The sequence below is a fragment of the Ructibacterium gallinarum genome, assembly GCF_014982785.1.
GTDB classification, from domain to species: Bacteria; Bacillota; Clostridia; order Monoglobales; family Monoglobaceae; genus Ructibacterium; species Ructibacterium gallinarum.
In genome coordinates this window covers 36,475-58,387 of the sequence record NZ_JADCKB010000017.1, presented here as the reverse complement: position 1 = coordinate 58,387, position 21,913 = coordinate 36,475, and the positions used below count along the sequence as shown (strand labels likewise).

21 protein-coding genes are annotated in these 21,913 nt (G+C 41.4%); 20 read left to right on the top strand and 1 reads right to left on the bottom strand.

Going from position 1 to position 21,913, the window contains the following annotated elements; translation table 11 throughout:
• Nucleotides 1-2: 2 nt before the first annotated feature.
• From INF28_RS08725 to INF28_RS08660, 14 genes are all read left to right on the top strand, one after another.
• Nucleotides 3-203 (top strand): hypothetical protein, encoded by a 201-nt coding sequence (locus tag INF28_RS08725; RefSeq protein WP_226393085.1) that lies wholly within the window; start codon nt 3-5, stop codon nt 201-203.
• An 8-nt stretch (nt 204-211) separates the two neighbouring features.
• Complete coding sequence (locus tag INF28_RS08720; RefSeq protein WP_226393084.1) at nt 212-487, top strand: hypothetical protein; 276 nt, start codon at nt 212-214, stop codon at nt 485-487.
• Nucleotides 488-609: 122 nt separating this feature from the next.
• A complete protein-coding gene (locus INF28_RS08715) occupies nt 610-1,947 on the top strand; it encodes an ATP-binding protein (protein WP_226393083.1) in 1,338 nt (445 codons plus the stop codon).
• A gap of 22 nt (nt 1,948-1,969) precedes the next feature.
• Nucleotides 1,970-2,176 (top strand): hypothetical protein, encoded by a 207-nt coding sequence (locus INF28_RS08710; RefSeq protein ID WP_226393082.1) that lies wholly within the window; start codon nt 1,970-1,972, stop codon nt 2,174-2,176.
• Nucleotides 2,177-2,470: 294 nt separating this feature from the next.
• Complete coding sequence (locus INF28_RS08705; protein ID WP_226393081.1) at nt 2,471-3,613, top strand: transposase; 1,143 nt, start codon at nt 2,471-2,473, stop codon at nt 3,611-3,613.
• 13 nt (nt 3,614-3,626) lie between these two features.
• A complete protein-coding gene (locus INF28_RS08700; RefSeq protein WP_226393080.1) occupies nt 3,627-4,664 on the top strand; it encodes a YqaJ viral recombinase family nuclease in 1,038 nt (345 codons plus the stop codon).
• On the top strand, nt 4,661-5,035 hold the full coding sequence (locus INF28_RS08695; RefSeq protein WP_226393079.1) for a DUF4406 domain-containing protein: 375 nt from the start codon (nt 4,661-4,663) through the stop codon (nt 5,033-5,035). The genes INF28_RS08700 and INF28_RS08695 overlap by 4 nt, the downstream gene beginning before the upstream one ends.
• A gap of 1 nt (nt 5,036) precedes the next feature.
• Nucleotides 5,037-7,232 carry an SF1B family DNA helicase RecD2 gene (recD2, locus tag INF28_RS08690; protein ID WP_226393078.1) on the top strand — a complete coding sequence of 732 codons (2,196 nt, stop codon included), beginning with the start codon at nt 5,037-5,039 and terminating at the stop codon, nt 7,230-7,232.
• 19 nt (nt 7,233-7,251) lie between these two features.
• Nucleotides 7,252-8,112: a hypothetical protein gene (locus INF28_RS08685; RefSeq protein WP_226393077.1), complete on the top strand. Its 861-nt coding sequence runs from the start codon at nt 7,252-7,254 to the stop codon at nt 8,110-8,112.
• Nucleotides 8,113-8,124: 12 nt separating this feature from the next.
• The gene (locus tag INF28_RS08680; RefSeq protein WP_226393076.1) at nt 8,125-8,883 is read left to right on the top strand and encodes a hypothetical protein; all 759 of its coding nucleotides are present in this window, start codon (nt 8,125-8,127) and stop codon (nt 8,881-8,883) included.
• Between the two features lie 11 nt (nt 8,884-8,894).
• Nucleotides 8,895-10,001, top strand: coding sequence for a DUF3854 domain-containing protein (locus INF28_RS08675; RefSeq protein ID WP_226393075.1), 1,107 nt, complete (start codon nt 8,895-8,897; stop codon nt 9,999-10,001).
• Nucleotides 10,002-10,047: 46 nt separating this feature from the next.
• The gene (locus INF28_RS08670) at nt 10,048-10,497 is read left to right on the top strand and encodes a hypothetical protein (protein WP_226393074.1); all 450 of its coding nucleotides are present in this window, start codon (nt 10,048-10,050) and stop codon (nt 10,495-10,497) included.
• A gap of 18 nt (nt 10,498-10,515) precedes the next feature.
• Nucleotides 10,516-11,256, top strand: a complete 741-nt coding sequence (locus INF28_RS08665) for a YkgJ family cysteine cluster protein (RefSeq protein WP_226393073.1) — start codon at nt 10,516-10,518, stop codon at nt 11,254-11,256.
• Nucleotides 11,257-11,352: 96 nt separating this feature from the next.
• Nucleotides 11,353-11,625: an HU family DNA-binding protein gene (locus tag INF28_RS08660; RefSeq protein WP_226393072.1), complete on the top strand. Its 273-nt coding sequence runs from the start codon at nt 11,353-11,355 to the stop codon at nt 11,623-11,625.
• Between the two features lie 99 nt (nt 11,626-11,724).
• On the opposite strand, the gene INF28_RS08655 is transcribed toward INF28_RS08660, so the two are convergent.
• Nucleotides 11,725-12,579, bottom strand: coding sequence for a helix-turn-helix transcriptional regulator (locus tag INF28_RS08655; protein WP_226393071.1), 855 nt, complete (start codon nt 12,577-12,579; stop codon nt 11,725-11,727).
• A 124-nt stretch (nt 12,580-12,703) separates the two neighbouring features.
• Here INF28_RS08655 and INF28_RS08650 point away from each other — a divergent pair, with 124 nt between their 5' ends.
• From INF28_RS08650 to INF28_RS08625, 6 genes are all read left to right on the top strand, one after another.
• Nucleotides 12,704-13,996, top strand: a complete 1,293-nt coding sequence (locus INF28_RS08650; RefSeq protein ID WP_226393070.1) for an FAD-dependent oxidoreductase — start codon at nt 12,704-12,706, stop codon at nt 13,994-13,996.
• 513 nt (nt 13,997-14,509) lie between these two features.
• Complete coding sequence (locus tag INF28_RS08645) at nt 14,510-15,307, top strand: SGNH/GDSL hydrolase family protein (protein ID WP_226393069.1); 798 nt, start codon at nt 14,510-14,512, stop codon at nt 15,305-15,307.
• A 441-nt stretch (nt 15,308-15,748) separates the two neighbouring features.
• Entirely contained in the window at nt 15,749-16,711 is a 963-nt protein-coding gene (locus INF28_RS08640; protein WP_226393068.1) for an ABC transporter permease, read from the top strand.
• A gap of 13 nt (nt 16,712-16,724) precedes the next feature.
• Complete coding sequence (locus tag INF28_RS08635) at nt 16,725-17,600, top strand: carbohydrate ABC transporter permease (protein ID WP_226393067.1); 876 nt, start codon at nt 16,725-16,727, stop codon at nt 17,598-17,600.
• A gap of 43 nt (nt 17,601-17,643) precedes the next feature.
• A complete protein-coding gene (locus INF28_RS08630; RefSeq protein WP_226393066.1) occupies nt 17,644-19,206 on the top strand; it encodes an extracellular solute-binding protein in 1,563 nt (520 codons plus the stop codon).
• A 38-nt stretch (nt 19,207-19,244) separates the two neighbouring features.
• Entirely contained in the window at nt 19,245-21,887 is a 2,643-nt protein-coding gene (locus INF28_RS08625) for an InlB B-repeat-containing protein (RefSeq protein ID WP_226393065.1), read from the top strand.
• Nucleotides 21,888-21,913: the final 26 nt, after the last annotated feature.

The following is a 21,913-nucleotide window of genomic DNA, read 5'->3' as shown; positions in this document are numbered from 1 at the left end:
ATATGCAAAAGAATATTGATGGAACGGTGCAGAATTGGTATGATGTAACCGTTACGAGAACCGGAAGCGTTATGGTAAAGGCAGCAAACTGCGAAGAGGCGTATGATATCGTAAATGCTATGTCGGCTTCAGAGATTAATGACAAAGGAAATTTGACAGGCTGGGAACCGAGCGACGCCGAATTGGTGGAGAGAGGAGAGTGAGGGCAGGTATGAAGGTAAATGTTTGTTATGTACAAAATTATCTTGGCATTATGGATGGCGAGGATGTAATCAGCAGCCTGCTTGTAACTACGAATCAGGATAGAGTAGACAACTGGCTGTCAGAACGGCTTTGGGAGGGCAAAGAGCTTGGATTTCAGCCCGAAGAGTTGCCGGATAGCTTTTTCGGAATAACGGATTACGAGCTTGTTATGTCGAAAGGCAATGAACAAGAGGGATACACTTCTTATGGCCTTGTTTGCAGAACATGTATGGTTGAAGAGTGAGGCAAGAAAAGTTCCGGATATTTTCCGGAACTTTTTCTTGATAAAAATCAAGGAGTGTGATATAATAATTATGTGATGATAAACACAAAATAATATATAAAAGTGTGAGGAGGTGAAAAGATATGGAAAGATTTATTTTTGAAAAATTGATAGAATGGAAGAATTCGCCTTATAGAAAGCCCTTGATATTAAAAGGTGTAAGACAAGTAGGAAAGACATGGATATTAAAGGAATTTGGAAAAAGGTATTATGAGAATACGGCGTATTTTAATTTTGATGAACATGAAGAGTATAAAGAATTTTTTGAAACAACAAAAGATGTGGCGCGCTTAATACAAAATTTGAGTATGGCAAGCGGACAAAAAATTCTGCCGGAAAAGACTTTTATTGTTTTTGATGAGGTGCAGGATTGTCCCAATGTGATCAATTCCATGAAATACTTTTATGAGAACGCTCCGGAGTATCACATTGCCTGTGCCGGTTCCCTGCTTGGAATAGCGTTGGCAAAACCATCGTCATTTCCGGTTGGCAAAGTGAATTTTATGCAAATAAATCCGATGAGCTTTTCGGAGTTCCTTCTTGCAAACGGAGACGAAAATCTGATGAACTTTTTAAAATCGGTGGAGGATATTACGCCTATACCCGCAGCTTTTTATAACCCTTTGTGCGAGAAATTGAAAATGTATTACATTACGGGCGGCATGCCTGAATCTGTGCTGATGTGGACGGAAGCAAGAGATGTAGAAGCAATGCAGAATGCGTTATCCGATATCATTGGAGCGTATGAGCGGGATTTTGGAAAACATCCTGATGTTACGGAATTTCCTAAAATATCTATGATTTGGAAGTCGATTCCGTCGCAGCTCGCAAAAGAAAATAAAAAGTTTATATATAAAGTTGTAAAAGAAGGCGCGAGGGCAAGGGAATATGAAAATGCATTGCAGTGGCTGGCTGATGCAAGACTTGTGCATAAGGTGTTCAGAAATAAAGCGCCAAGGCTTCCAATAGCTGCATATGATGATATATCTGCGTTTAAGATATATTTGGTCGATGTGGGGATACTAAGACGATTGTCGCAGCTGTCGCCGACAGCGTTTGGTGAAGGCAATCGCCTGTTTACAGAATTTAAAGGCGCATTATCGGAAAATTATGTTTTGCAAGCACTTACAACGCAGTTTGAAATAGAACCGCGTTATTGGTCGCAGTCCAATCCGCCGTATGAGGTAGATTTTATCATACAGCGCGAAAACGATATTTTTCCGATTGAGGTAAAATCGGAATTGAATACCCAAAGCAGGAGCTTAAAAAAGTATCAGGAAATATTTGGCGATGAAGTGAAACTTCGAATTCGGTTTTCGCTGGATAATTTAAAAATAGACGGTGATGTACTCAATATCCCTTTGTTTATGGCTGATTACACAGACAAACTGATAGGACTGGCACTGGAAGGCAGGAAATGATGCCTTAAAAGGAGTATTTGTTATGAGTAAGATAGATGCCGAAATAACAGAAAAGAATTGCATATTTTCTATGAATACATTAGAAATGATGGAGAGGGTGCGACGTGCGGTTAAGAATAGGGATACTATTTCCGAACCTGATTCTGTGCTTTCGATGGACTTAAATGAGAAAAGACCTTATAGACTGTATAAGAACGGAGCGAAACAATATATAGACGAAGAATCTTGACAAAACACAATATATTGTGATATAATACACATATTAATGATTTATGTGCGTGGAGGACTTCTCCGGGACTGTTTTAAAGTCTCAGCATACGAATGTCGTGATTGTAAGTAAGAGCTGGTAGTATTGCTATGTCCATTTGGATGTAGAACTATCGGCTCTTTTTTTATTGATTGCGGCTGCAAAACAAAGCGGAAATGATGAATCCTTGAGGTTTCTTTGTTTCCGCTTATTTTTTTGTCTAAAAAGCCTTTGGCTTTTAGAAATAAAATTTATACAAGAAAGGTGGAAACACAAATGAATGAAACAAGGGTTTATGCAGACGGCTTTACCAAAGCCTTTGCGGGAGAGAACGATTTTTTAAGCTTCTTAAAATGCCGAACAGAGAAAACCGAATGGCGTAAGGAAAAATCCAATCGGCTTCGTTTTGAAGCGCTGTTGCGGGATTCGGAGCAAACCGATGAACTGGTGGACGCATACCGGGAACTGGACAAGGAGGAAGTCATTACGGATACCTTGGACGGAACGCAGCTTGTGCTTCGTACAGAGGCCAGCTGTATTCCTGTGAGAAACTGTGCAATCAAGACAATCCTTGAGCGCGCGAGAATTTCCGGCAATGCGCTGTCCAAAGTAGACAGACAGGTATTCGCAAAAATCTTAAATTACTGCCTGAAGGTAGCGGATGGGCAGGCGCTTCTGAAGGTGTCGGACGATAAGGTTTCGGCCATCCACGGCGGAGATAAAAGCGAGTATTCTGTTTTGGATATGTATGAGTTGTTTGCGAAAACTTCGGATTACTTAACTGCCAATTTCTCGGACGTACAGTATGCCGGCGGCTTTTTTGAGCATTCCATGGTGACAGCGCTCTGGACGCTGAATGGAAATTCTGAACTGCTGGAAACATACAAAGATCTGCTGGATATGCATGGCGTATCCTGCCGGGAACTGACGGCGTCGGTAAGGCTTACAAGCTCGGATACGGGCGTCAGCGGAGCAAATCTATATCCGACGCTGCTTGCGGACGGGAAAAACATCCCGCTTGGCAGCCCGTTGAAGCTGGAGCACAAGCACGGAGCCTCAATGAAGGATTTTGAGAATAAACTTGCAATGCTGTATTCTCAATACGATTTGGCGATTGACAATCTAAAGAATTTGGTTAGCATAACCATCAAAAACCCGGCAAACGCCATGATGGGCGTAATGAAGAAAATAGGCATCCCGAAAAAGCTCGCCATGGAAGTGCTGGAAAAGTTTAAAGCAATGCATGGCGCAGGCTTTTGCAATGCTCATGATATCTATTACGGAATTGCCGAGGTGATTTTTCTGATGCAGTGCAGCGGTGAAAGCGGGATTAAAATAACGCAGATGGAGGAGACGGTAGCGCGGGCGCTTCATGTACGTTGGCAGGACTACGATATTCCCGGTGAGCTGAAATGGTAAAGGGGGTATCAAAATGCCGCGGGGAACATATAAGCCGGAGGTTGTTGTCGAGACAGACAAGCTGACGGAGGAAGAATGGCTGGAGTACAGACGCGGCGGGATTGGAGGCAGTGATGTATCCATTATCTACGGGGTATCCCATTTCCGAACCTGTCGGGAACTGTATTATGACAAGCTGAAAATTAAACCCTATCGGGAGGAAGAGGATACGACCTGGCTGCAAAAAAAGATGGGTCATGTTTTGGAGGAACTTGTTGCAGAAGTCTTTGCCAAGAGAACCGGTCTCAAAGTGTACGAGGTTAAGAAAATGTTCTGCCATCCGCTCTATCCGTTTATGCGCGCAGACGTTGACCGTTTTGTGGAGACAAAGGATGGGAAAAAGGGCGTGCTCGAATGCAAGACAACAAACTGGCAGAACCGGGACGCATGGGCTGATGAAAAATATCCGTATCAGTATGAACTGCAGGTCAGGCATTATTTGGCGGTGATGAATCTGGATTTTGCATATATCGCATGTCTGTGGGGCAATAACGAGAATGATTTTGCTTATCGCTATATTGAGCGCGACAATGAGTTTGAGGATGAGATTATTGAGATGGAGCGAAGCTTCTGGGAGGAAAATGTGCAAAAGAAAATAGAGCCGCCGTTTGTAGAGCGACCGGACATGGCGCTAAAGTGCCTGAAAATGTACTTGGAAGGCGCGGACACATCGCTGTCCCGAAAGAGTATGCCGGCAGGCTTGCAGAGCAATCTTGAGCAATACCTTGCGCTGAGAGAGGCAAAGAGCAAAGCAGAAAAGGAGGTAAAAAGGCTGGAGGATGAAATGAAACGGCTTTCCATCCCGGTTATTGAAGAGATGGGCGCCTGCTGCGAGAGTGAGCTGGCCGCGGCCGGAAAGAAGTATTATATCTCATATAAGCCGCGTAAAGCAGTGCGGATCAAAAAGGAAAATCTTGAAAAGCTGGCGGTGCATCACAAGGCAATTTACGACGAGTATGTGTCGGAAAGTGAGAGCCGTACATTAAGCATAAAGGAGATGAGAGTTTCATGAGTAAGGAACTGGTGTATGTTTGCTCGCCGCTGGGCGCGCCTACGAAAGAGGGCGTACTAAATAACATGCATAAGGCGAGAGAATATGCAAAGACGGTGTCCGAGAAAATGGATTGCCGGGCGATTGCGCCGCATGGCATTTTACCGGAATATCTTGACGACAATATACCCGAAGAAAGAGCAGTCGGATTAAGATTCGGGCTTGATTTACTGCGGATATGTAAAAAGATGGTTGTTTGCGGCAACGTAATTTCAAGCGGGATGCAGAAAGAAATTGAACTGGCGGAAAAGCTGGGGATAGAGGTTCGGTATCTGAAGGAGCAGCACCAGCCAAGGGTAACAATCACTGTGATAGAGATTGAAGGTGAATAGCTTGATATGTACATTTGCGAAAAAACTGTTTGAAAACCCTTCAAACGGGTATTGCGTTGCGCTATTCCAAACAGATGATTCATCCGTACCAGAGGAAGCGCGCAAAAAAGACAAATGGCCTTCAAGCAAGATTACTTTTACCGGATTCGGATACAAAATTCCCGCAACCGACGCGATTCAGTTGGACATTATAGGAAAATGGAAAAAATCGCAGAAATATGGGATACAGTTTGCAATTGAGCAGTGCGCAGAAATCGTGCCGCCCACCGTTGAGGGAATTGTCGGGTATTTATCTTCCGGCTTGATTCGGGGTGTCAGCGAGATTACCGCACGGAAAATCACGGATAAATTCGGTCTGCGGGCACTTGAAATTATCGAAAAAGAACCCAAACGGCTGAGTGAGATTCGCGGCTTGTCGGATAAGAAGATTGAGCGGATTGTAGAATCCTTTTCACGCAACAAGGAGCTGCGCAATATTGTTTCGTTTCTGTCTCCGTATGACATTTCCTTAAATAAGGCGTCGAAAATTTATGATAAATTCGGCGTTAAGTCAATGGAGATTCTGAATGAAACACCGTATGACCTGTGCGCCGTGAAGGGGTTTGGGTTTCTTACGGTAGACAAAATCGCGCTCAAGGTAAAATGCAAGCCGAATGACAAAATGAGAATCCGGGCTTGTGCAGACTATCTGATGACGGAGTTTGAAGCGAAGGGGCATGTCTATGTTCCGCAGCAGGAACTGCGGGACGCCTGTTTCGGACAGCTGAATCAGGGGTTTAAAATTACCGCTGTCACAGCGGACGAAATCCGCAATGCTTTGATAGAAGAAATTAGAGCGGGCAGATTGGTGAACAACAACGGTTTGATTTATCATCCGATGATGTTTCAGCGTGAGGTGGAATTGGCCAAGTCTTTGTCAGATAGGAGTTTATTGTCTCCGCCGGAATGGGGAGATGTAGAGGGCGCCCTTGACAGAGCGCAGGCGAAGCGGGAGATTACTCTGTCGGATGCGCAGTGCGAGGCGGTGCGGATGTGCTTCCATAACAATCTCTCTTTGATTACGGGCGGACCCGGTACGGGTAAGACCACAGTGTTAAAGGTGATAATTGACGTATACCGTGACTTAACAGGCAGCGATGATATATTGCTTGCGGCGCCGACAGGCAAAGCCGCAAAACGGATGGCGGAAGGAACCGGAATGCTGACGGCAAAGACGCTGCATTCGGCGCTGGGCTTGACTAAAGAGGAAGATAAGGAAGCGCATTGCAGTATAAAATCAGGGCTTGTCATTGTGGATGAGATGTCGATGGTGGATATCAGGCTGGCGCACCGCCTTTTTCGGAACATGGACTCTAAGACAACGGTTGTATTGGTCGGCGATGTGGATCAGCTTCCGTCCATCGGCCCCGGAAATGTTTTTCGGGATATGCTGCAGTCCGAATGTATTCCGGTTGTGCGGCTGGATACCGTGTTTCGTCAAAGCGGCGTGAGCAGGATTGTTTTGAATGCCGAAAAGATTCGTAACGGAACCACCGGCCTGTTTTACGGTAATGATTTCAACTTTATCGACACTGCTTCGGAGGAAGAGACGCTGGAAATGATAAAGCGCTGCTATTTTGACGAGGTGAAAAAAAGCGGCCTGGAGCATGTGCAGATTCTTGCGCCGCGCAGGGAGATGGGCGAAACGAGTGTGTTACATATCAACAATACCATTCGGGATATTATTAATCCATATGTAGGAGAAAAAAACGAACTGTATTACGATGGAAGACGGTTCCGCATCCATGATAAGATTATCCAAAATAAAAATATGGATGGAATCAGCAACGGCGATATCGGAGTCATTGAGTCGGTATTTACGAATGATGATGAGAAGTTTGCGGCTATTCGTTTTTCGGACGGAACTGAAAAGTGTTATGCAGAGGATGCGCTCGGCGTTATTTCGCTCGCGTATGCGCTGACAATCCATAAAAGTCAGGGCAGCGAGTATTCTACCGTCATTATCCCTGTGCTGATGCGATATTATCATATGCTCAAGCGAAATCTGATCTATACGGCGATTACCCGCGCAAAGAAAAAAGTAATATTGATTGGCGAAAAACGGGCGTTGATGGCAGGAATTCACCAAAATGACAGCAGTAAGCGCAATTCCCTGCTTGCCGAGAGAGTGAAACAGTATGTAGGCGATAAAAAGTAAAAGAAGGGAAGGATTGAAAATGAGCGAAACACCAATTTTATATGATTTAAGCGAGGCGGTACAGCAATTAAACCGCGTAGAAGGCTTTGAGCCGAAAGACTATTTAAGGAAAGAAGAAACGGAGGAGGGGGTATCCTTTTATCTGGATACAAAATACCGGATTCTTTGGTACAGGTTGATGTATCCGCACGGAAAGGTTTTTAAAATCCCGAAGGTCTTGAATAAGGATTATGCAACCTTTGAGGTACGCATTTATGCGGATATTAACGATCCGCTTGAAAACTTTTTAGCCAACGGATTTGCATCGCGTTACAAGGACGAGAGCAATGAACAGTTTGGGATGAATTTCGTAGAAACAGCGGAAACTGCTGCGCTCGGCCGTGCGCTGAAGGACGCCGGCTTTGGCACGCAGTTTTGCGATGTTGCGCTGCCGAATGACGCTGCAAAAGTGGACGCAGGAATTCAGATAGCGTTTGATCCGGATACGGCGGGGGCAGCGGAGACAATCAGCGACGGCTTCCCGGAAGGAATTGAGCCGCCGGCGATAAAAGCCAGCGGCGCCGACGGTTTGGCAGAAACGGAAAAAAGCGCTGTGGAACCAAAACCGAAAGCTGCTTCAGAGCCGGAATCCAAACCGAACCTTGAGTCAAAGCCGGAGAAGCTTACCAAGGATATGCCGGTTGAGGAGCTTGTGAAAAAGATGAGCATCGAATACGCCAAAACCGTGGTTGTGGATACCGGTTATGATATCGGGAAAACCATTGGCGAGCTTGCGGAAAGAAAGCCCAAAAGCATTGAATTTCACGCAGCAAGGGATTCCAACAATCTTGTGAAAGCTGCTGCGAAAGTGTTGATGGAAGCAGCTAAGGCTATTGCATAGGAGGCGTTTTGCATGAGCTACGAAATTGTATATGCCAGAGAGTTTATAAAAACAGGTGACGGCCGGATAATACCTCTTGTATTATCCGGCAGCAACAATTGCTGGGAGCCAACATATGGAAAACACTGGAGAAGATGCAGAAGCTGGTTTCCTTTGTTGATAAAAAGCGGTGAGAATCCGGCAATTGAGCCGGAAAAATTGATGGAACGTGTAAACGGCTATATTCCGAGTACCTATCAGCAGCATTTCAAACGAAGCGGTAAATGGGTAGACGATGCTGCGTTTGTCCGCTTTTTTAAAAATGGAATCAAACAAGCAAAGACATTGGAAGAACTTTGTGAAGAGTGTATTCCCAACCCCGTATTGAATGGAACGGTTTATTATTACGATAAAGCGAACAATATATGCACCTTGCATGCCAAAAGAATTGCCGACAGTACAGACTTAGACGCATTTCTCACAGAGGCAGATGAATGTTTAAAGCGCGATACTACACATCAATTGCAGATACAGATTGGTTTTCATGCGGAAGATGTTTTAAAAAGATATCTGCGTCCGCGAACAGTGCGGGAAAAGCCGGCGCAGTATTACGTTATTACCACAGGACATGGGTATGTCAGCAAACTTACTCGTCGTGGAGTGTATTCAACATGCTGCTGTGATTGTGCAAAATGGTTTGAATCAGAGAAAAAAGCGCATCAATGGCTCAAAGATAAGTATCTGGAGAAAAGATTTCCAAGATTGCAGTTCGAAGTTGCGTGTGTGGCGTAGGAGGCGGTAATATGTCGGGATATCGTTACGATCTTCCGTTTAGTATTATGGATGTCGCGGGTATTCTGAATCTTCGTATCAGGCGCAGGGGAACCAGAAGCGTATATACGGATTGTCCGCTTTGCGGTGATACACGCGGAAAAATGAATCTCAATCTGGAGAAGAATCAATTTCGCTGTAACTATTGTCAGGCGGGTGGCGGCGCAATTGGTTTATATGCAAGCGTGTATGGTGTTTCAAATTCTGACGCCTACCGGGAAATATGCGAAATTCTTTACGGAAATACATCGCCGCAGGAATGCAAAATGATTGCGGCAAAAGAGCGGCAGATAGCGCTGCCGGAGAGCGCGGAGCTTGCCTCGGTGTTTGACCGCAGCCAGACATATGAAATAATGTTATCACAGCTGACGCTGACGAGAACGCATTTGGAAAAATTAAAACAACGCGGGTTATCTGAAGAAATGATACAGCGTGCAGGCTATAAAAGTACGCCGGCGTTTGGGTTTGACAGCCTGGCAGATACCTTGCTGTCAAAAGGCTGCGTTGTCGAGGGAATACCGGGATTTTATCAGAAGAACAACGGAAAGTGGTCTTTGCACTTTACTTCCCGCTGTTCGGGAATCCTAATTCCGTTCCGGAACATTGCAGGACTGATACAGGCGTTTCAAATCCGATTGGATAAGCCGTTTATTGATGAAAAAGGTCACGAAACCAAGTACATCTGGTTTTCAAGCGTTGATGAAAGAATGGGGGTATCGTCCGGCAGTCCGGCGCATTTTGTCGGCAATCCGTGTGATGAAACGGTATTTGCCACAGAAGGAGCGCTCAAAGCTGATGTTGCGCATTTTTTGTCGGGGCGGACATTTGCGGCAACTGCCGGCGCAGGGAATGTTGAGCCGTTTCGTGAACTCTTTTCACTTTTGAAAGCGAACGGAACCCAAAATATTTATGAAACCCACGATATGGACAAGTACAAGAATGTACATGTCCGTGCAGGCGCACTGAAATTACATAACCTGATTGCCGAGATGGGTCTCCAGACAAAGATTATGAACTGGGACAAAAATTATAAAGGGATTGACGACTTTTTGTTGTCAAAACACAGGAATGAGGGATAGCGCTGTTTTGCGCTGTCCCTTTTGTAATATGGAAAGGAGAGGCAAAATGACCGATTCAGAGTTTAATACAATGATTGAGAAAGCAGACAGAAAGTATAAATTCAGCGATATTGAAAAAGGAAAAATCAGGTATTTACTGGAGTATTGCCATGCGACAGATGTAAGATGGACACTCAGACGGATGTATGAGGTGTTTTTTCAGTGTGATGCAATGCCCGGTATGGAAATAACGACCGGAAACTGCAATGACGAATGCGCAAGGTATGGCTGTTCGAATTGTACGGCGGCAGACGATGCGGAGCTTCTGATCAATCAGGAAAAAACGATATTTGATTTTGAACCGACAGATGAGTTTTTCTTTAAGGATGAGGTAGTGTCCGTGATAAACAAATATCACGGGAAGAAAACCGGGCGAATGTCTGAAACAGAACTGCAGCAAATTATACAGGAATTTTCGCATGAGCTGAAATGCTGTAATATGCTGCTGGAAGAGTAAAAAAATGGAGGCGTTAAAATGGATAAAAGAAGTAAAGAAGTTATGAAAAATTTAATTGAAAATGCACTTACAGATGAGGATGTATTTGAATTTGGCTGCGTTCAATGCGGAGAGTGCTGCCGGAACAGACATGATATTTTGCTGAATCCGCATGATTTATATCGGATTGCAGGATTTTTGAAAATGGAACTACAAGAGGTAATAGAAAAGTATTGCGAAACTTACATAGGAGATAATTCCAGACTTCCTGTTGTTCGTGTGAAATCTAAAATACACAATGAAGTGTGCGCTTTTTTGCGGAATGGAAAGTGCGGGATTCATGGAGCCAAGCCTGCTGTTTGCGCTTTGTTTCCGTTAGGCAGGGCAGTTTCTCCCATAGGGGAAATACGCTATTTCCTTCAAAAAGTTGAATGTGCGGCAAAGGATACAAAGATCAAGGTGCATGACTGGCTTGAAATGTTTCAGTTGAAAGAATCTGAAGAGCCGGCAAGGAAATGGGTGATTGTGTGTGCCAGATTGGCAGTTGCAAAACAAAAGTGTAAAATAGATCCCGATGCGGAAGAAAAATTAAATCAAATGCTTTATAGCGTTTTGTATTTGGCATATGATACAAGCAGTGATTTTGTTGCACAGTTTGAAAAAAACGCAGCAGCTGCCGAGATTATATTTGAAAAGATTACGGGAAAATCTGTGGAGAAATTGCTGAAAGGTGTGAAATTATACTCATTTTCTGATGTAAAATATATGAAAAAACAATAAATACAATCACAGAAAATGATGAACTGAGTTGTATTGCATTTTGTCGAAATATATGGTATGATTATCCGTAAGAAAAGAGGAGGGGAGGGACAGAGAATGAATAAGAGCGAATTGGTTGCGGCTATGGCTGAAAAAGCAAGCCTTTCCAAGAAGGACGCTGAAGCGGCGTTGAACGCATTTACCGATGCGGTTGCAGACGCGCTCAAGAAGGGCGATAAGATTACATTAGTTGGTTTCGGCATGTTTGAAACCCGTGCAAGAGCGGCTCGCGAGGGAAGAAACCCGCAGACCGGTGCAACAATCAAAATTGCGGCATCTAAGATTCCGGCGTTCAAAGCCGGAAAAGCGCTGAAAGATGCAGTGAAGTAAGTGGGCTTGAAGAAAAGGATAAAGGAAACCTCTGGCGATTGGTTTTATTGAACTAATTGCCGGAGGTTTTAATAATTCATTAGAGAAATTGCGTTGGTATTAAACATTTTTTTGAAATTTTATGCGATACTGGCAGGGAGAAAGTCCATAATATTTTTTAAACGCAGTTGAAAAATAATTGCTGTTGTGAAATCCGCTCTCAAAAGCAATTTCCGTTATGGTTCTTTCAGTAAATTTCAGAAGGTTTGCGGCATGATTGAGTCTTACTGAATTGATATATTTGCCAATTGTTTTTGTGCTCTTTTTTGAAAAAATATAGCGGATATAAGAAGTAGAATAATTCAGTGCCTCCGCAATGTTCGCTATATTGATTGACTCGGCATAGTGGTCGTTTATATATCTGAGCACTGCGGGATATATATCAGCAGTGCCGTCTGTTCTGACCGATGAAGCTATACATTCCTGATATAGTTCATAAAACATATATTTAAGAGGGGTTGTAACTGTCATGGCCTTTTTCATATCGGGAACATCCGATGACAGCTGGGAATAAACTTTCTTAAACTGTGCCCCCAGTTTCATTTCAAGTTTTTTTGACAAGTATTCTGACTGGGGCATTTTGCCGCAGTATCCTGAAATATGAACGAGACAAATACGGTTATTTAAGTCGGCTATCGGTATAATGTATTCTTCGATACCTGCCCAACAACAGGAATAATATGGTTTGGGGATGGTACTGGTCTTTAGTTTTTCTTTATTGCTAAAACAATTGTTGTTTACATTTGCATTAGCTTTCAAATAAGAACATACGGCAGGCAGATGCGGTTCATATTTAAGAAGAACCGGAAGATATTCCTCTAAAACCGGATTAAAACAGCTCAGTACAATACTGTAGCCTGCTTCTCGGAGAAATTCAATGTAATCAGTTATGTTGTCTAATATTTCGTAATTCATAAAATGTTCCCCTGGATAGTTAAATTTCAAAGAAAAACAATAAAAAAACGGAGGTTTCTTTGTTTTTCATATTATATACTTTTATTTAGAAAAAATCAATAATTTTTTTAGTAGAGGTGTTATTATGGAAAAAATAATGGAAACGGCAAGAGAAATCCCGGTAATTGCCGATGTTGATGTTCTTGTTGCCGGAGGGGGGCCTGCCGGAATAGGTGCGGCGTTGCAGGCGGCACGACAAGGTGTGAATGTAATGCTCATTGAGTCACAGGATTGTGTCGGTGGAATCGCAACCGCAGGTTTAATGTCTCATTGGGGTGGAAGGTCATCGAGTAAAATAATGCTTGAGATATTTGAACGTACATACGAAAAGGGGCAAGCTGTTGGCTGGGATAATTCCACTGAAGCTTCAAAGAATGCTATATATCACGATGTACAAAAAATTGTCTTGGATGAAATGATGGCAGAAGCCGGTGTACAGCTTATGTTTTATACAACGGCTGTTGATGCTCGCGTAGAAAACGGACGTATAACAGGGGTTATTGTTCAGAATAAGTCGGGCAGGGGGATTATAAAAGCAAAATGTGTTATTGATGCCACGGGAGATGGCGATGTTGCCGCTTTTGCTGGTGTGCCATATACAAAAGGCAGAGAAACCGATGGTAAAATGCAGCCATGTACGATAATGTTTAAAGTTGGCGGCGTTGATTATGATACGGCCGTATTTCCGGAAAGCTTTGAAACAAAAGTACCAACAGAAAAGGGGGAGCTTCAGGCGCTGGCAAAGGAATTGCTGCCGTTTCCGGCGGGACATGTGCTTTTGTACAAACAACCAACTCCCGGCACTGTATGCTGTAATATGACAAATGCAATCGAAGTTGACGGGACGGACGCAAAAAGTATTACAGAGGGAATATTGACCTGCCGTTCACAAATAGAGCCGATTATAAAATTTTTAAGAGAATATGTTCCCGGATACCAAAACTGTTGGCTTATGAGCACAGCCTCACTCTTGGGGATACGTGAAACAAGACATTTTGAAGGAATGGCATCGTTGGGTGAGCAAGATATTTTGGATGCCCGTTATTTTGATAACTGGGTAGTAAGACGGGCGTTTTTTAACTTTGATGTACATAATTTGAGCGGTGCAAGTCTTGATGAAACCGGCGTACAACATGAATGGTCGCAGCAAAAGGACTATACGATACCTTATGGTTGTCTGCTGCCGAAAAATGTTGAGGGACTTTTACTTTCGGGCAGAAATATATCGGGGAGCCATCTTGCCCATTCCAATTTCCGCGTTATGCCCATATGCATTGCGCTGGGTGAGGCGGCGGGCGTTGCAGCTGCACTATCTGTAAAAGAGAATGTTTTGCTGAGAGATGTTAATATTAAAAAAATTCAGAACTTAGTTGTATAATGTTTGGGGTGATTACAGATATACTCCAAAATACAAAAATTTTACTCTGCTTTCGGGTGAAAGCGGGATCTTTCTATGCGCTGAGGCGAGCTGCTTTTCAATGAGCGGCTCGCCTGTACTTTTTATTGCCTGTCCTGTATCAAAGCTTGAGCCGCTGTAAACAAAGAAATAGGCCAAGGCCTTCTTCACACAAATATTCAACTAATTTAATGGAAATCCTATAGCATTTAAAATGTCATTTTTATTGAACGATTTTCCCTTTTGAAATAAAATGCTCGCTCGTATTATCAAGACTGAATCCTGCAACTCGAACACCGAGGTTATTGTACAACAAAACTCAACAAAACTCAACAAAAGTCAAGTAATTGAAGTAAAAATAACTCGTTAATATTATATGTCATGTACATACTTTAAAATATAAAATCAAATTAACCCATGGGATTTTTAAATATGAGTTGACAAAAAATATGGGGACAGATATAATATTTAAAAACATAATGAGGGGTGTAAAAAATGGATATAAAAAGATTTATTGCTGTGCCGGACGAAAAGCCATTGGATCATATCGTTGAAGATGGCGGCTTTACGAAAGTTTTTCGATCGATTGCCTGTATTGGTGACAGCCTGTCTTCCGGTGAATTTGAATCGAATTGTTCTAACGGAGGAACCGGGTACCATGATTTTTTTGAATATTCGTGGGGACAATATATTGCTCGTGAGGCAGGGATCAATGTGCTTAACTTTTCCCGCGGCGGGATGACAGCGAAAGAATATGATGAGAGCTTTGCCGCTATGAATGGCTTTTGGAGCGAAGATAAACTATGCCAGGCGTATATTATGGCTCTCGGCGTTAACGATCTATTTGGCAAGAATCAGGAAGTCGGGACAGTGGAAGATATTAATATCGATAATAGATTTGCCAATAAACCTACATTTGCAGGATATTATGCCAAGATTATTCAAAGCATGAAAACAATGCAGCCGAAAGCAATGTTTTTCCTCATGACCATGCCCAGAACAGAGGATGAAGAGAAAAATAAGAAAAAAGGCGAACACGCCGAACTGCTGTATCGTATGGCTGATTTTTTTGATCATACCTATGTGATTGATTTATATCAATACGCCCCTGTATATGACGCAGAATTTCGGCGGAACTTTTATTTAGGCGGTCATATGAACCCTGCGGGATATATACTTACTGCGAAGATGGTGATGTCGTATATAGATTATATTGTGCGGCATAATCCGGAGGATTTTGCGCAGGTTGGGTTTATCGGAAAACCATATTACAACGCAAAGGTAAAATGGTGATGAGCCAAGCCGTGAAAAAGATATGACAAGGAAATGAAGCTTTAGAAAATTTGAATTTAATATGGAGCTATGCTCTCGCCTGAGGGTATTTCATCGGCGGTTTGTATTACCGCCCAAAAAGCAAAATGTTTCGGATACTGCTAAAAATATGCGGTGTCAGAGCATTTTGCTTTTTTATTGGTACAATAGTCGATACTCCCAATATTTGAATCGCGGATTTGTGATGTCATGCTATGAATGGTTTTGGTTAGATGGTAATTTATTCATAGTAAATAAAAATTAATATTTGTGACAAAACATTATTTTTTTTACATTGAAATTGAAATATGAAAACACTATAATGAGTATGTAAGCGGAGAGGAGCTTGCTTTCAGCATTTGCTGTAGAAGTATATGTGGGATAACTGAATTAAATAATTAAAATGAAGGAAGTGTACATAGAATGTTAAAAAAGACGATGAATGTCGAAAAAGAGTTGAAAAGCGGTCGCGGGGAAATTAAAAAACTAATATGCAACAATATACATATTTATATTATGCTCATTCCTGTTGTAATCTATTATTTTATTTTTACATATGTGCCGATGTACGGTTTGACACTTGCTTTTAAAAGTTTTAAGCCGGGTGGAATGATGGAGTTTTTATTCGGGGGTAAATGGCAAGGTCTTAAATACTTTAGACAAATATTAACAGATCCACTGTTCTTACGCGCTTTTAAGAATACGGTAATAATTGGAGCAATGAAAATAGGAATACATTTTCCGTTGGTAATTATATTTGCTTTGTTTTTAAATGAATTAAGAAGTAACAAATTGAAAAATTCGGTTCAAACACTTACATATTTACCACATTTTTTTTCATGGGTTGTATTTGGAGGAATTATGATTCAGCTGTTATCGGTTGAAGGCGGTGCTTTATCGCATTTCCTTTCCTTAATGTGCGGTGGAAAGGAAGTTTCTCCGTTAACATCACCATCAGCGTTTCGATGGGTTTTACTTGCTTCTACAGTTTTTAAAGAAACAGGTTGGGATGCGGTTATATTCCTTGCTGCTATTGCAGGTGTTGACCAGTCACTATATGAGGCGGCTTCCGTAGATGGAGCGGGAAGATTCAGAAAAATGTTTTATGTTACGATTCCCTCTATTTTACCCACAATCTGTACAGTACTGCTTATAAAAATCTCATATATAGCAAGCGGAGATTTTGATCAGGTGTTTATGATATATAATACCAGTGTGTATGAAACAGGTGATATAATTGAAACATATTTGTACCGAATTGGTATTGCAAATGGAAAATTCAGTATGGCAACAGCAATGGGAATTATCAAGGCAGTGATTAGCGGAACTCTTTTGATTAGCTGCAATAAGATTACGAAAAAATTGACACAAACAGGAATTTATTAGGAGGGGTAATGCTTTGAGTAATAAAAAAGATTGGTTTGACTACTTAAATGTTATAATTATGCTTACGGTTGTTTTTGTTGCGATATATCCGTTATGGTATGTAATAGTAATTTCGTTTTCTACAGAGGTAGGATACTATAAGGATATATATCATATTATACCATATTCATTTGCGCTTGATAATTATGTCGGCATATTAAAAGAAAATGTTATCTTCCCGGCATTTTGGCAATCTATAAAAGTTACGTTTATTGGAACATGTTTATCGCTGGCTATTACGGCATTTGCGGGATATTGCTTTTCAAAATCGGATTTGCCGGGTGTGAAAACACTTTATAAATTGGCAATTGTTACAATGTATGTAAGCGGCGGATTGGTGCCGATGTATTTGTTGATTACCAATTTGCATTTAAAAAATACAATTTGGGCTTTGATTTTCCCGGGAATGGTAAGTACATACAATGTTATTTTGGCAAGAAACTATTTTTTATCTTTGCCGAAAAGCTTAGAGGAAGCTGCGTTGATAGATGGTGCAAATGGATTTCAAATATTTTTTAAAATAGTAATTCCATTGTCCTCTCCGATTTTGGCTACTTTGGCATTGTTTATAGGTGTAACATATTGGAATGCATATCTTGGTGCTATACTGTATTTGTCTGATGCGGAAAAATTTACACTTCCTGCAGTTCTGAGAACAATATTGATGAATGCGGGCAAGGCCGAAGAGTTGGGAGCGGCAGGGCAAGATATTGGGAGTTTGAGTAAAAAATTTGACGAAGGAATGAATATGGCATCGATTATTATATCAATCATACCCATTATGATTGTATATCCCTTCGTACAGAAATACTTTTCTAAAGGTATCATGCTGGGCGCAGTAAAAGGTTAAATAAAAATTTATTTAAATTTTGTTAAAAGGAGAGAATGAAAAAATGAGAAGAAATTTATTAAAGAGGATGATTGGATTAGGACTTGTTGCGGTTATGCTGATGGGTGTTTTTTCCGGTTGTTCCGATCAAAAGGTACAGATAGACGAGAATGAAACGCCTGAGATATCTGCATTTATTCCGTGGTTTAAGGGTGTTGACAAATTACAATCAGTGTATGAAGAAATTCAAAAAAGAGCTAATGTAAAGCTTAAAATCATTGATGCGGCCGATTCAGAAAACGCTTTCCAGAGAAGTTCCTTAATTATAACTACCGGAGAGCATGTAAATTGGGTAAATATTGCCCAGGATCAACCGTTTAAGGAATGGGGAGAAGAAGGGTTCTTAACTGATTTGGCACCGTATTTAAAAAAATATAAAGATGAACTTCCGATATTGAATTTTATTGCCAATGATGAACTTTTTGAAAGCTACAAAGGTGAAAACGGAGAAATATACGGAATATCGACAATCAGTTATTTGCAGAATCACGGACTGCTTCTAAACAGAACATGGCTGGAAAAGGCGGGAATGAAGGATGTTCCTAAAACCACAGATGAAATTTATAATATGTTGAAAAAATTTAAAGAAACCTCCGGCGGAGATGGAAAGTATGCATTTGCAGCTAAAGGTATGGAGATGTTTGACTGGGCATTTTTAGCATTTGGAGGAAGCTATTACAAGACATCAACTCCTAAATATTACGAGGAAAATGGAACTTTTAAACCTTACGATGTGTCTCCTATGCATAAAGAAGCAGTAAAGTATTTGCGTAAACTGCATCAGGAGGGATTGATAAACAGTGATTGGCAGATTGGCGGTACCGATAGTGAAACAACATTTAAAGCGGGAAGAGCGGGGATGGTTTATACCGCAAGTGCACCTGACGTAAGATTGTACAGAGCTACCGGGGATAAAACCTCTATTGTTCCCGCTCCTTCGAGTCCGGAATGTGAAGGCTCATACGGCGGAACCGTTGATTATCAGATTATGACTATTCCAAGCAGTATAACAAGTGAAAAGGAAATTTATTGTACACTCAAGTTTATGGAATGGATGCATAGTAAGGAAGCAAGAATTTTGGCAACAGCCGGAATAGAAGGTAAGCATTATGAAATTCTTGATAATGGGGTATATAGACAGCTTCCCGATGCTGAAAATGAGTTTTCAAAATCGAATTCCGGATGCGGATTTGGCTATGGTTGGGTTTCTCCGTTTGGCGATGAAATAAATACTTCTGCCGAAAATGTAATAGAAGCTATAAAAGGAATGAAAAGCCAACAATGGGAAAGGACAGAAGAACAACAGCAAGCGGAGGCTAAAACTTATTCCGAATGGCTTGATTCAATAAACAAATATGTAAATGTAGATAAATATTCTACTTACGTGAGTGATGAACTTAATTTTGCATCAACCGATACAAGTGAATTTGTTAAGAATTTTTATATCAGAGCAATTACTGAACCGGTATTTGATATTGATGCTGAATGGGATAAATTTGTAAGTGAATATTATACTCAGCATAATGGGCAAAAATGCTTGGATATTTTCACTGAAATGGTTAAATAGCGGGAAATAGCGCAATTTATTAAATGAGGGGTGTTTTCATGAAAAGATTGGGTGAATTTTGTCTTACAGCGATTTTAGTCTGTTTGTTATTGAGTGGGAAGTGTGAGGCGTTTAGTGATAAACTTGAGCCGGTATATCCGCATTTAACAGCTGCGACACGCACTGTAGATGAAATATACGATCGATGTGACACCTCTGACAAGTATGTTCCTGTGACAGATGGTATTAAACAGGCTCGAAAGGAAATAATTCAATTCTATAAAGATTTGGGAATCGATGTTTCCTATGACATAGAAAACAGGTTTTCCAGTAAATTGATAGATAATTTTCCGCGCACATATGAAAAAAAGCGTCCGGATAATGGGAATTATATGTCGGTAGATTATTGTGCAAATCAGGCTATTTCGGAGGATGCTGCACGATATTTGCTGCCGGATGAAGCTCTCAAAAATTCCCGTAATAAGTTTTTCTTTAATTCTGTAATGAATAGCTTCACCGGCATAGTCTCAGGTGCGATGCAAAATGGTTTGCCCATTGTCGAGGGAAGGTCGGATATGAAAAAAACAAGAATCGCAAGAATATCCGGCGATTCCAAAAGAAATGTTGTATATGGGCACATGGTGAATGCTCCCGAGGATATGGTTAAATATCTTTATCAAGGGACGACCGGTGATCGGCACTGTATTTTTGTGGATACGGAAACAGAAAAATCTGTTTCTACATGGCTTACAGTTGCTGCCGGTGCACCCGGGGGCTATGGCTTTGGTGAAAATTATGTTATTCCCGGATATGATGTCACTTGCAGTACGATGTCTTCCCCGCTTGATATTAATGGAATGTCAGAGGACACTTATGGAATTTCAACCACAGCAGCCAATGTAACAATGCTTCCGTTTTTAATTAAATCTGAAGAAATTTCTGATCCTGATGCAGAAATTGAGCATGCATTGGCTGTGTGTCTGAGTTCTCTCTGGAAGGCGAGAGTATATCCGGCAACAGCGACCGATTCAACCTTGTACACGGCAGTATCGGAGAGCGGAATGGATAGACATCAGGCTGCTGCATATGATTGCGTTCCTTACGGAGCTTGTTTACAGCTAGACCCCTCTATTGATATTGACGCAATTTATGAAGCGGGAAAATTGAGCCTGCCGGCAAAAAAAGTCTTAAAAGCAATGCAGAAATATGGGTTTTATCATGTGGATTACGGGGCCGGTTATGTTTATACGGCAACGACTCCGCAGGATTGGGTGAAAGCGGATGATAATCGGTGGAATGTGCCTGTACGCGATGGAAAACAGGCACAGTATCGGGTTCAGGAAGAAATAACCGAATTTATGAAAGGAAATCCGTTTTTTGGATTTGATGGAAAGGTTTTGCCTGTATACATCGTTGCACCTCAGATGAAATATGCACAGATGGACATCAATAATGACGGAAAAATTGATGAAGCTGATAAAGCGCTGACGGAAGCCAATATTGGTCAGGCCAAAAATGATACAAACAGTGGCTGCGATGTGAATTGTGACGGAATAATCGATGAGACGGACAGTGAAATTTATTATCGTTATCTTAATGACTTGCCTATGCATTCACGTGAATTATGCGATGTGACTTTTTTGCCAACAGATAGTGAAAAGGGAAAAGTTGTTTTAGCGGGTTCTAAATCGTCAAATGATTTTGGCGAAGAGGTTCCGGAGGAGGTAAGAAAGATACTGAGAGGCGGGCAGTATACTTTTACCGCCGTTGCGTATCCGGGGTATGAATTTGTGAGATGGACAGGCGATCTCGCGGGATATGATGAAGATATGGTTATTTTGACTGCGGACCGGAGTATAACCGTAGGAGCAGAATTTAAGGCGATTGAAGATAAGGTTCCATTGGAACTGGAGATTAGCGGAAACGGCGAGGTCAAAGCGTACCAGTACGACTACGTTATTGAAGAAAGACCTGTCAAGGATGAATATTACAAAGGGGCGGTGGTGAATCTTCTTGCAGTTCCGGACGAAGGCTACGAATTTCTTATGTGGGACGGAGATGTCCGCGGAACCGCAAAAATGAGTAAGGGACTGTATATGACCGAACCAAAGAAAGTAAAAGCTATCTTTGTTGAAAAAGAAATGATTAATCAAGTCAAAATGACGGCTGACAGCTGGAAGTGTGATAATCCTGCAGTTGATGCGGAAGCATATGTTATCGAAGACGATAAGATAAGCTTTAAGAGCTGGAATTATAAATATAATTTGATTAATAACGAAGTTAAGCTTCCTAAAAATTATAAGTTATTTGCAGAGATAAGTACGAACACAGTAAATGATGCAAGGATAATATTCCAGTACAAAAATTCTAAAAACTATTATTATCTTTTATTTGATAATGAAGGAACCCTTGAATTGGGGAAGATGTTAAACGGAATAAAAACGGTATTGAAACGGTATAGTGGTGACGGTAATTTTAATCCCGACGGAATTTCGTGGCAGAAATATCCTACTTATTTGGAAATTGAGATGAATAATAACCTGATAAGCGTAAGCGGATATGATATGTATAAAAATGGTATTACATATTTTAGCGGGGTATTTGATGATACGATAAACGGTACATCTATTGGTGTCGGCGGCGATAATAATGGTAGTGTTACTTTCTCGAACATCAGATTCATAGATTTATTGGCCGGATAAGAAATAGTCAAATAAGAAATCGGAGG

What these genes read in the sequence shown, in the direction of transcription:
- INF28_RS08725 (WP_226393085.1), top strand. Translation starts at nt 3, where the DNA reads ATGCAAAAGAATATTGATGGAACGGTGCAGAATTGGTATGATGTAACC.
- INF28_RS08720 (WP_226393084.1), top strand. Translation starts at nt 212, where the DNA reads ATGAAGGTAAATGTTTGTTATGTACAAAATTATCTTGGCATTATGGAT.
- INF28_RS08715 (WP_226393083.1), top strand. Translation starts at nt 610, where the DNA reads ATGGAAAGATTTATTTTTGAAAAATTGATAGAATGGAAGAATTCGCCT.
- INF28_RS08710 (WP_226393082.1), top strand. Translation starts at nt 1,970, where the DNA reads ATGAGTAAGATAGATGCCGAAATAACAGAAAAGAATTGCATATTTTCT.
- INF28_RS08705 (WP_226393081.1), top strand. Translation starts at nt 2,471, where the DNA reads ATGAATGAAACAAGGGTTTATGCAGACGGCTTTACCAAAGCCTTTGCG.
- INF28_RS08700 (WP_226393080.1), top strand. Translation starts at nt 3,627, where the DNA reads ATGCCGCGGGGAACATATAAGCCGGAGGTTGTTGTCGAGACAGACAAG.
- INF28_RS08695 (WP_226393079.1), top strand. Translation starts at nt 4,661, where the DNA reads ATGAGTAAGGAACTGGTGTATGTTTGCTCGCCGCTGGGCGCGCCTACG.
- INF28_RS08685 (WP_226393077.1), top strand. Translation starts at nt 7,252, where the DNA reads ATGAGCGAAACACCAATTTTATATGATTTAAGCGAGGCGGTACAGCAA.
- INF28_RS08680 (WP_226393076.1), top strand. Translation starts at nt 8,125, where the DNA reads ATGAGCTACGAAATTGTATATGCCAGAGAGTTTATAAAAACAGGTGAC.
- INF28_RS08675 (WP_226393075.1), top strand. Translation starts at nt 8,895, where the DNA reads ATGTCGGGATATCGTTACGATCTTCCGTTTAGTATTATGGATGTCGCG.
- INF28_RS08670 (WP_226393074.1), top strand. Translation starts at nt 10,048, where the DNA reads ATGACCGATTCAGAGTTTAATACAATGATTGAGAAAGCAGACAGAAAG.
- INF28_RS08665 (WP_226393073.1), top strand. Translation starts at nt 10,516, where the DNA reads ATGGATAAAAGAAGTAAAGAAGTTATGAAAAATTTAATTGAAAATGCA.
- INF28_RS08660 (WP_226393072.1), top strand. Translation starts at nt 11,353, where the DNA reads ATGAATAAGAGCGAATTGGTTGCGGCTATGGCTGAAAAAGCAAGCCTT.
- INF28_RS08655 (WP_226393071.1), bottom strand. Translation starts at nt 12,579, where the DNA reads ATGAATTACGAAATATTAGACAACATAACTGATTACATTGAATTTCTC.
- INF28_RS08650 (WP_226393070.1), top strand. Translation starts at nt 12,704, where the DNA reads ATGGAAAAAATAATGGAAACGGCAAGAGAAATCCCGGTAATTGCCGAT.
- INF28_RS08645 (WP_226393069.1), top strand. Translation starts at nt 14,510, where the DNA reads ATGGATATAAAAAGATTTATTGCTGTGCCGGACGAAAAGCCATTGGAT.
- INF28_RS08640 (WP_226393068.1), top strand. Translation starts at nt 15,749, where the DNA reads ATGTTAAAAAAGACGATGAATGTCGAAAAAGAGTTGAAAAGCGGTCGC.
- INF28_RS08630 (WP_226393066.1), top strand. Translation starts at nt 17,644, where the DNA reads ATGAGAAGAAATTTATTAAAGAGGATGATTGGATTAGGACTTGTTGCG.
- INF28_RS08625 (WP_226393065.1), top strand. Translation starts at nt 19,245, where the DNA reads ATGAAAAGATTGGGTGAATTTTGTCTTACAGCGATTTTAGTCTGTTTG.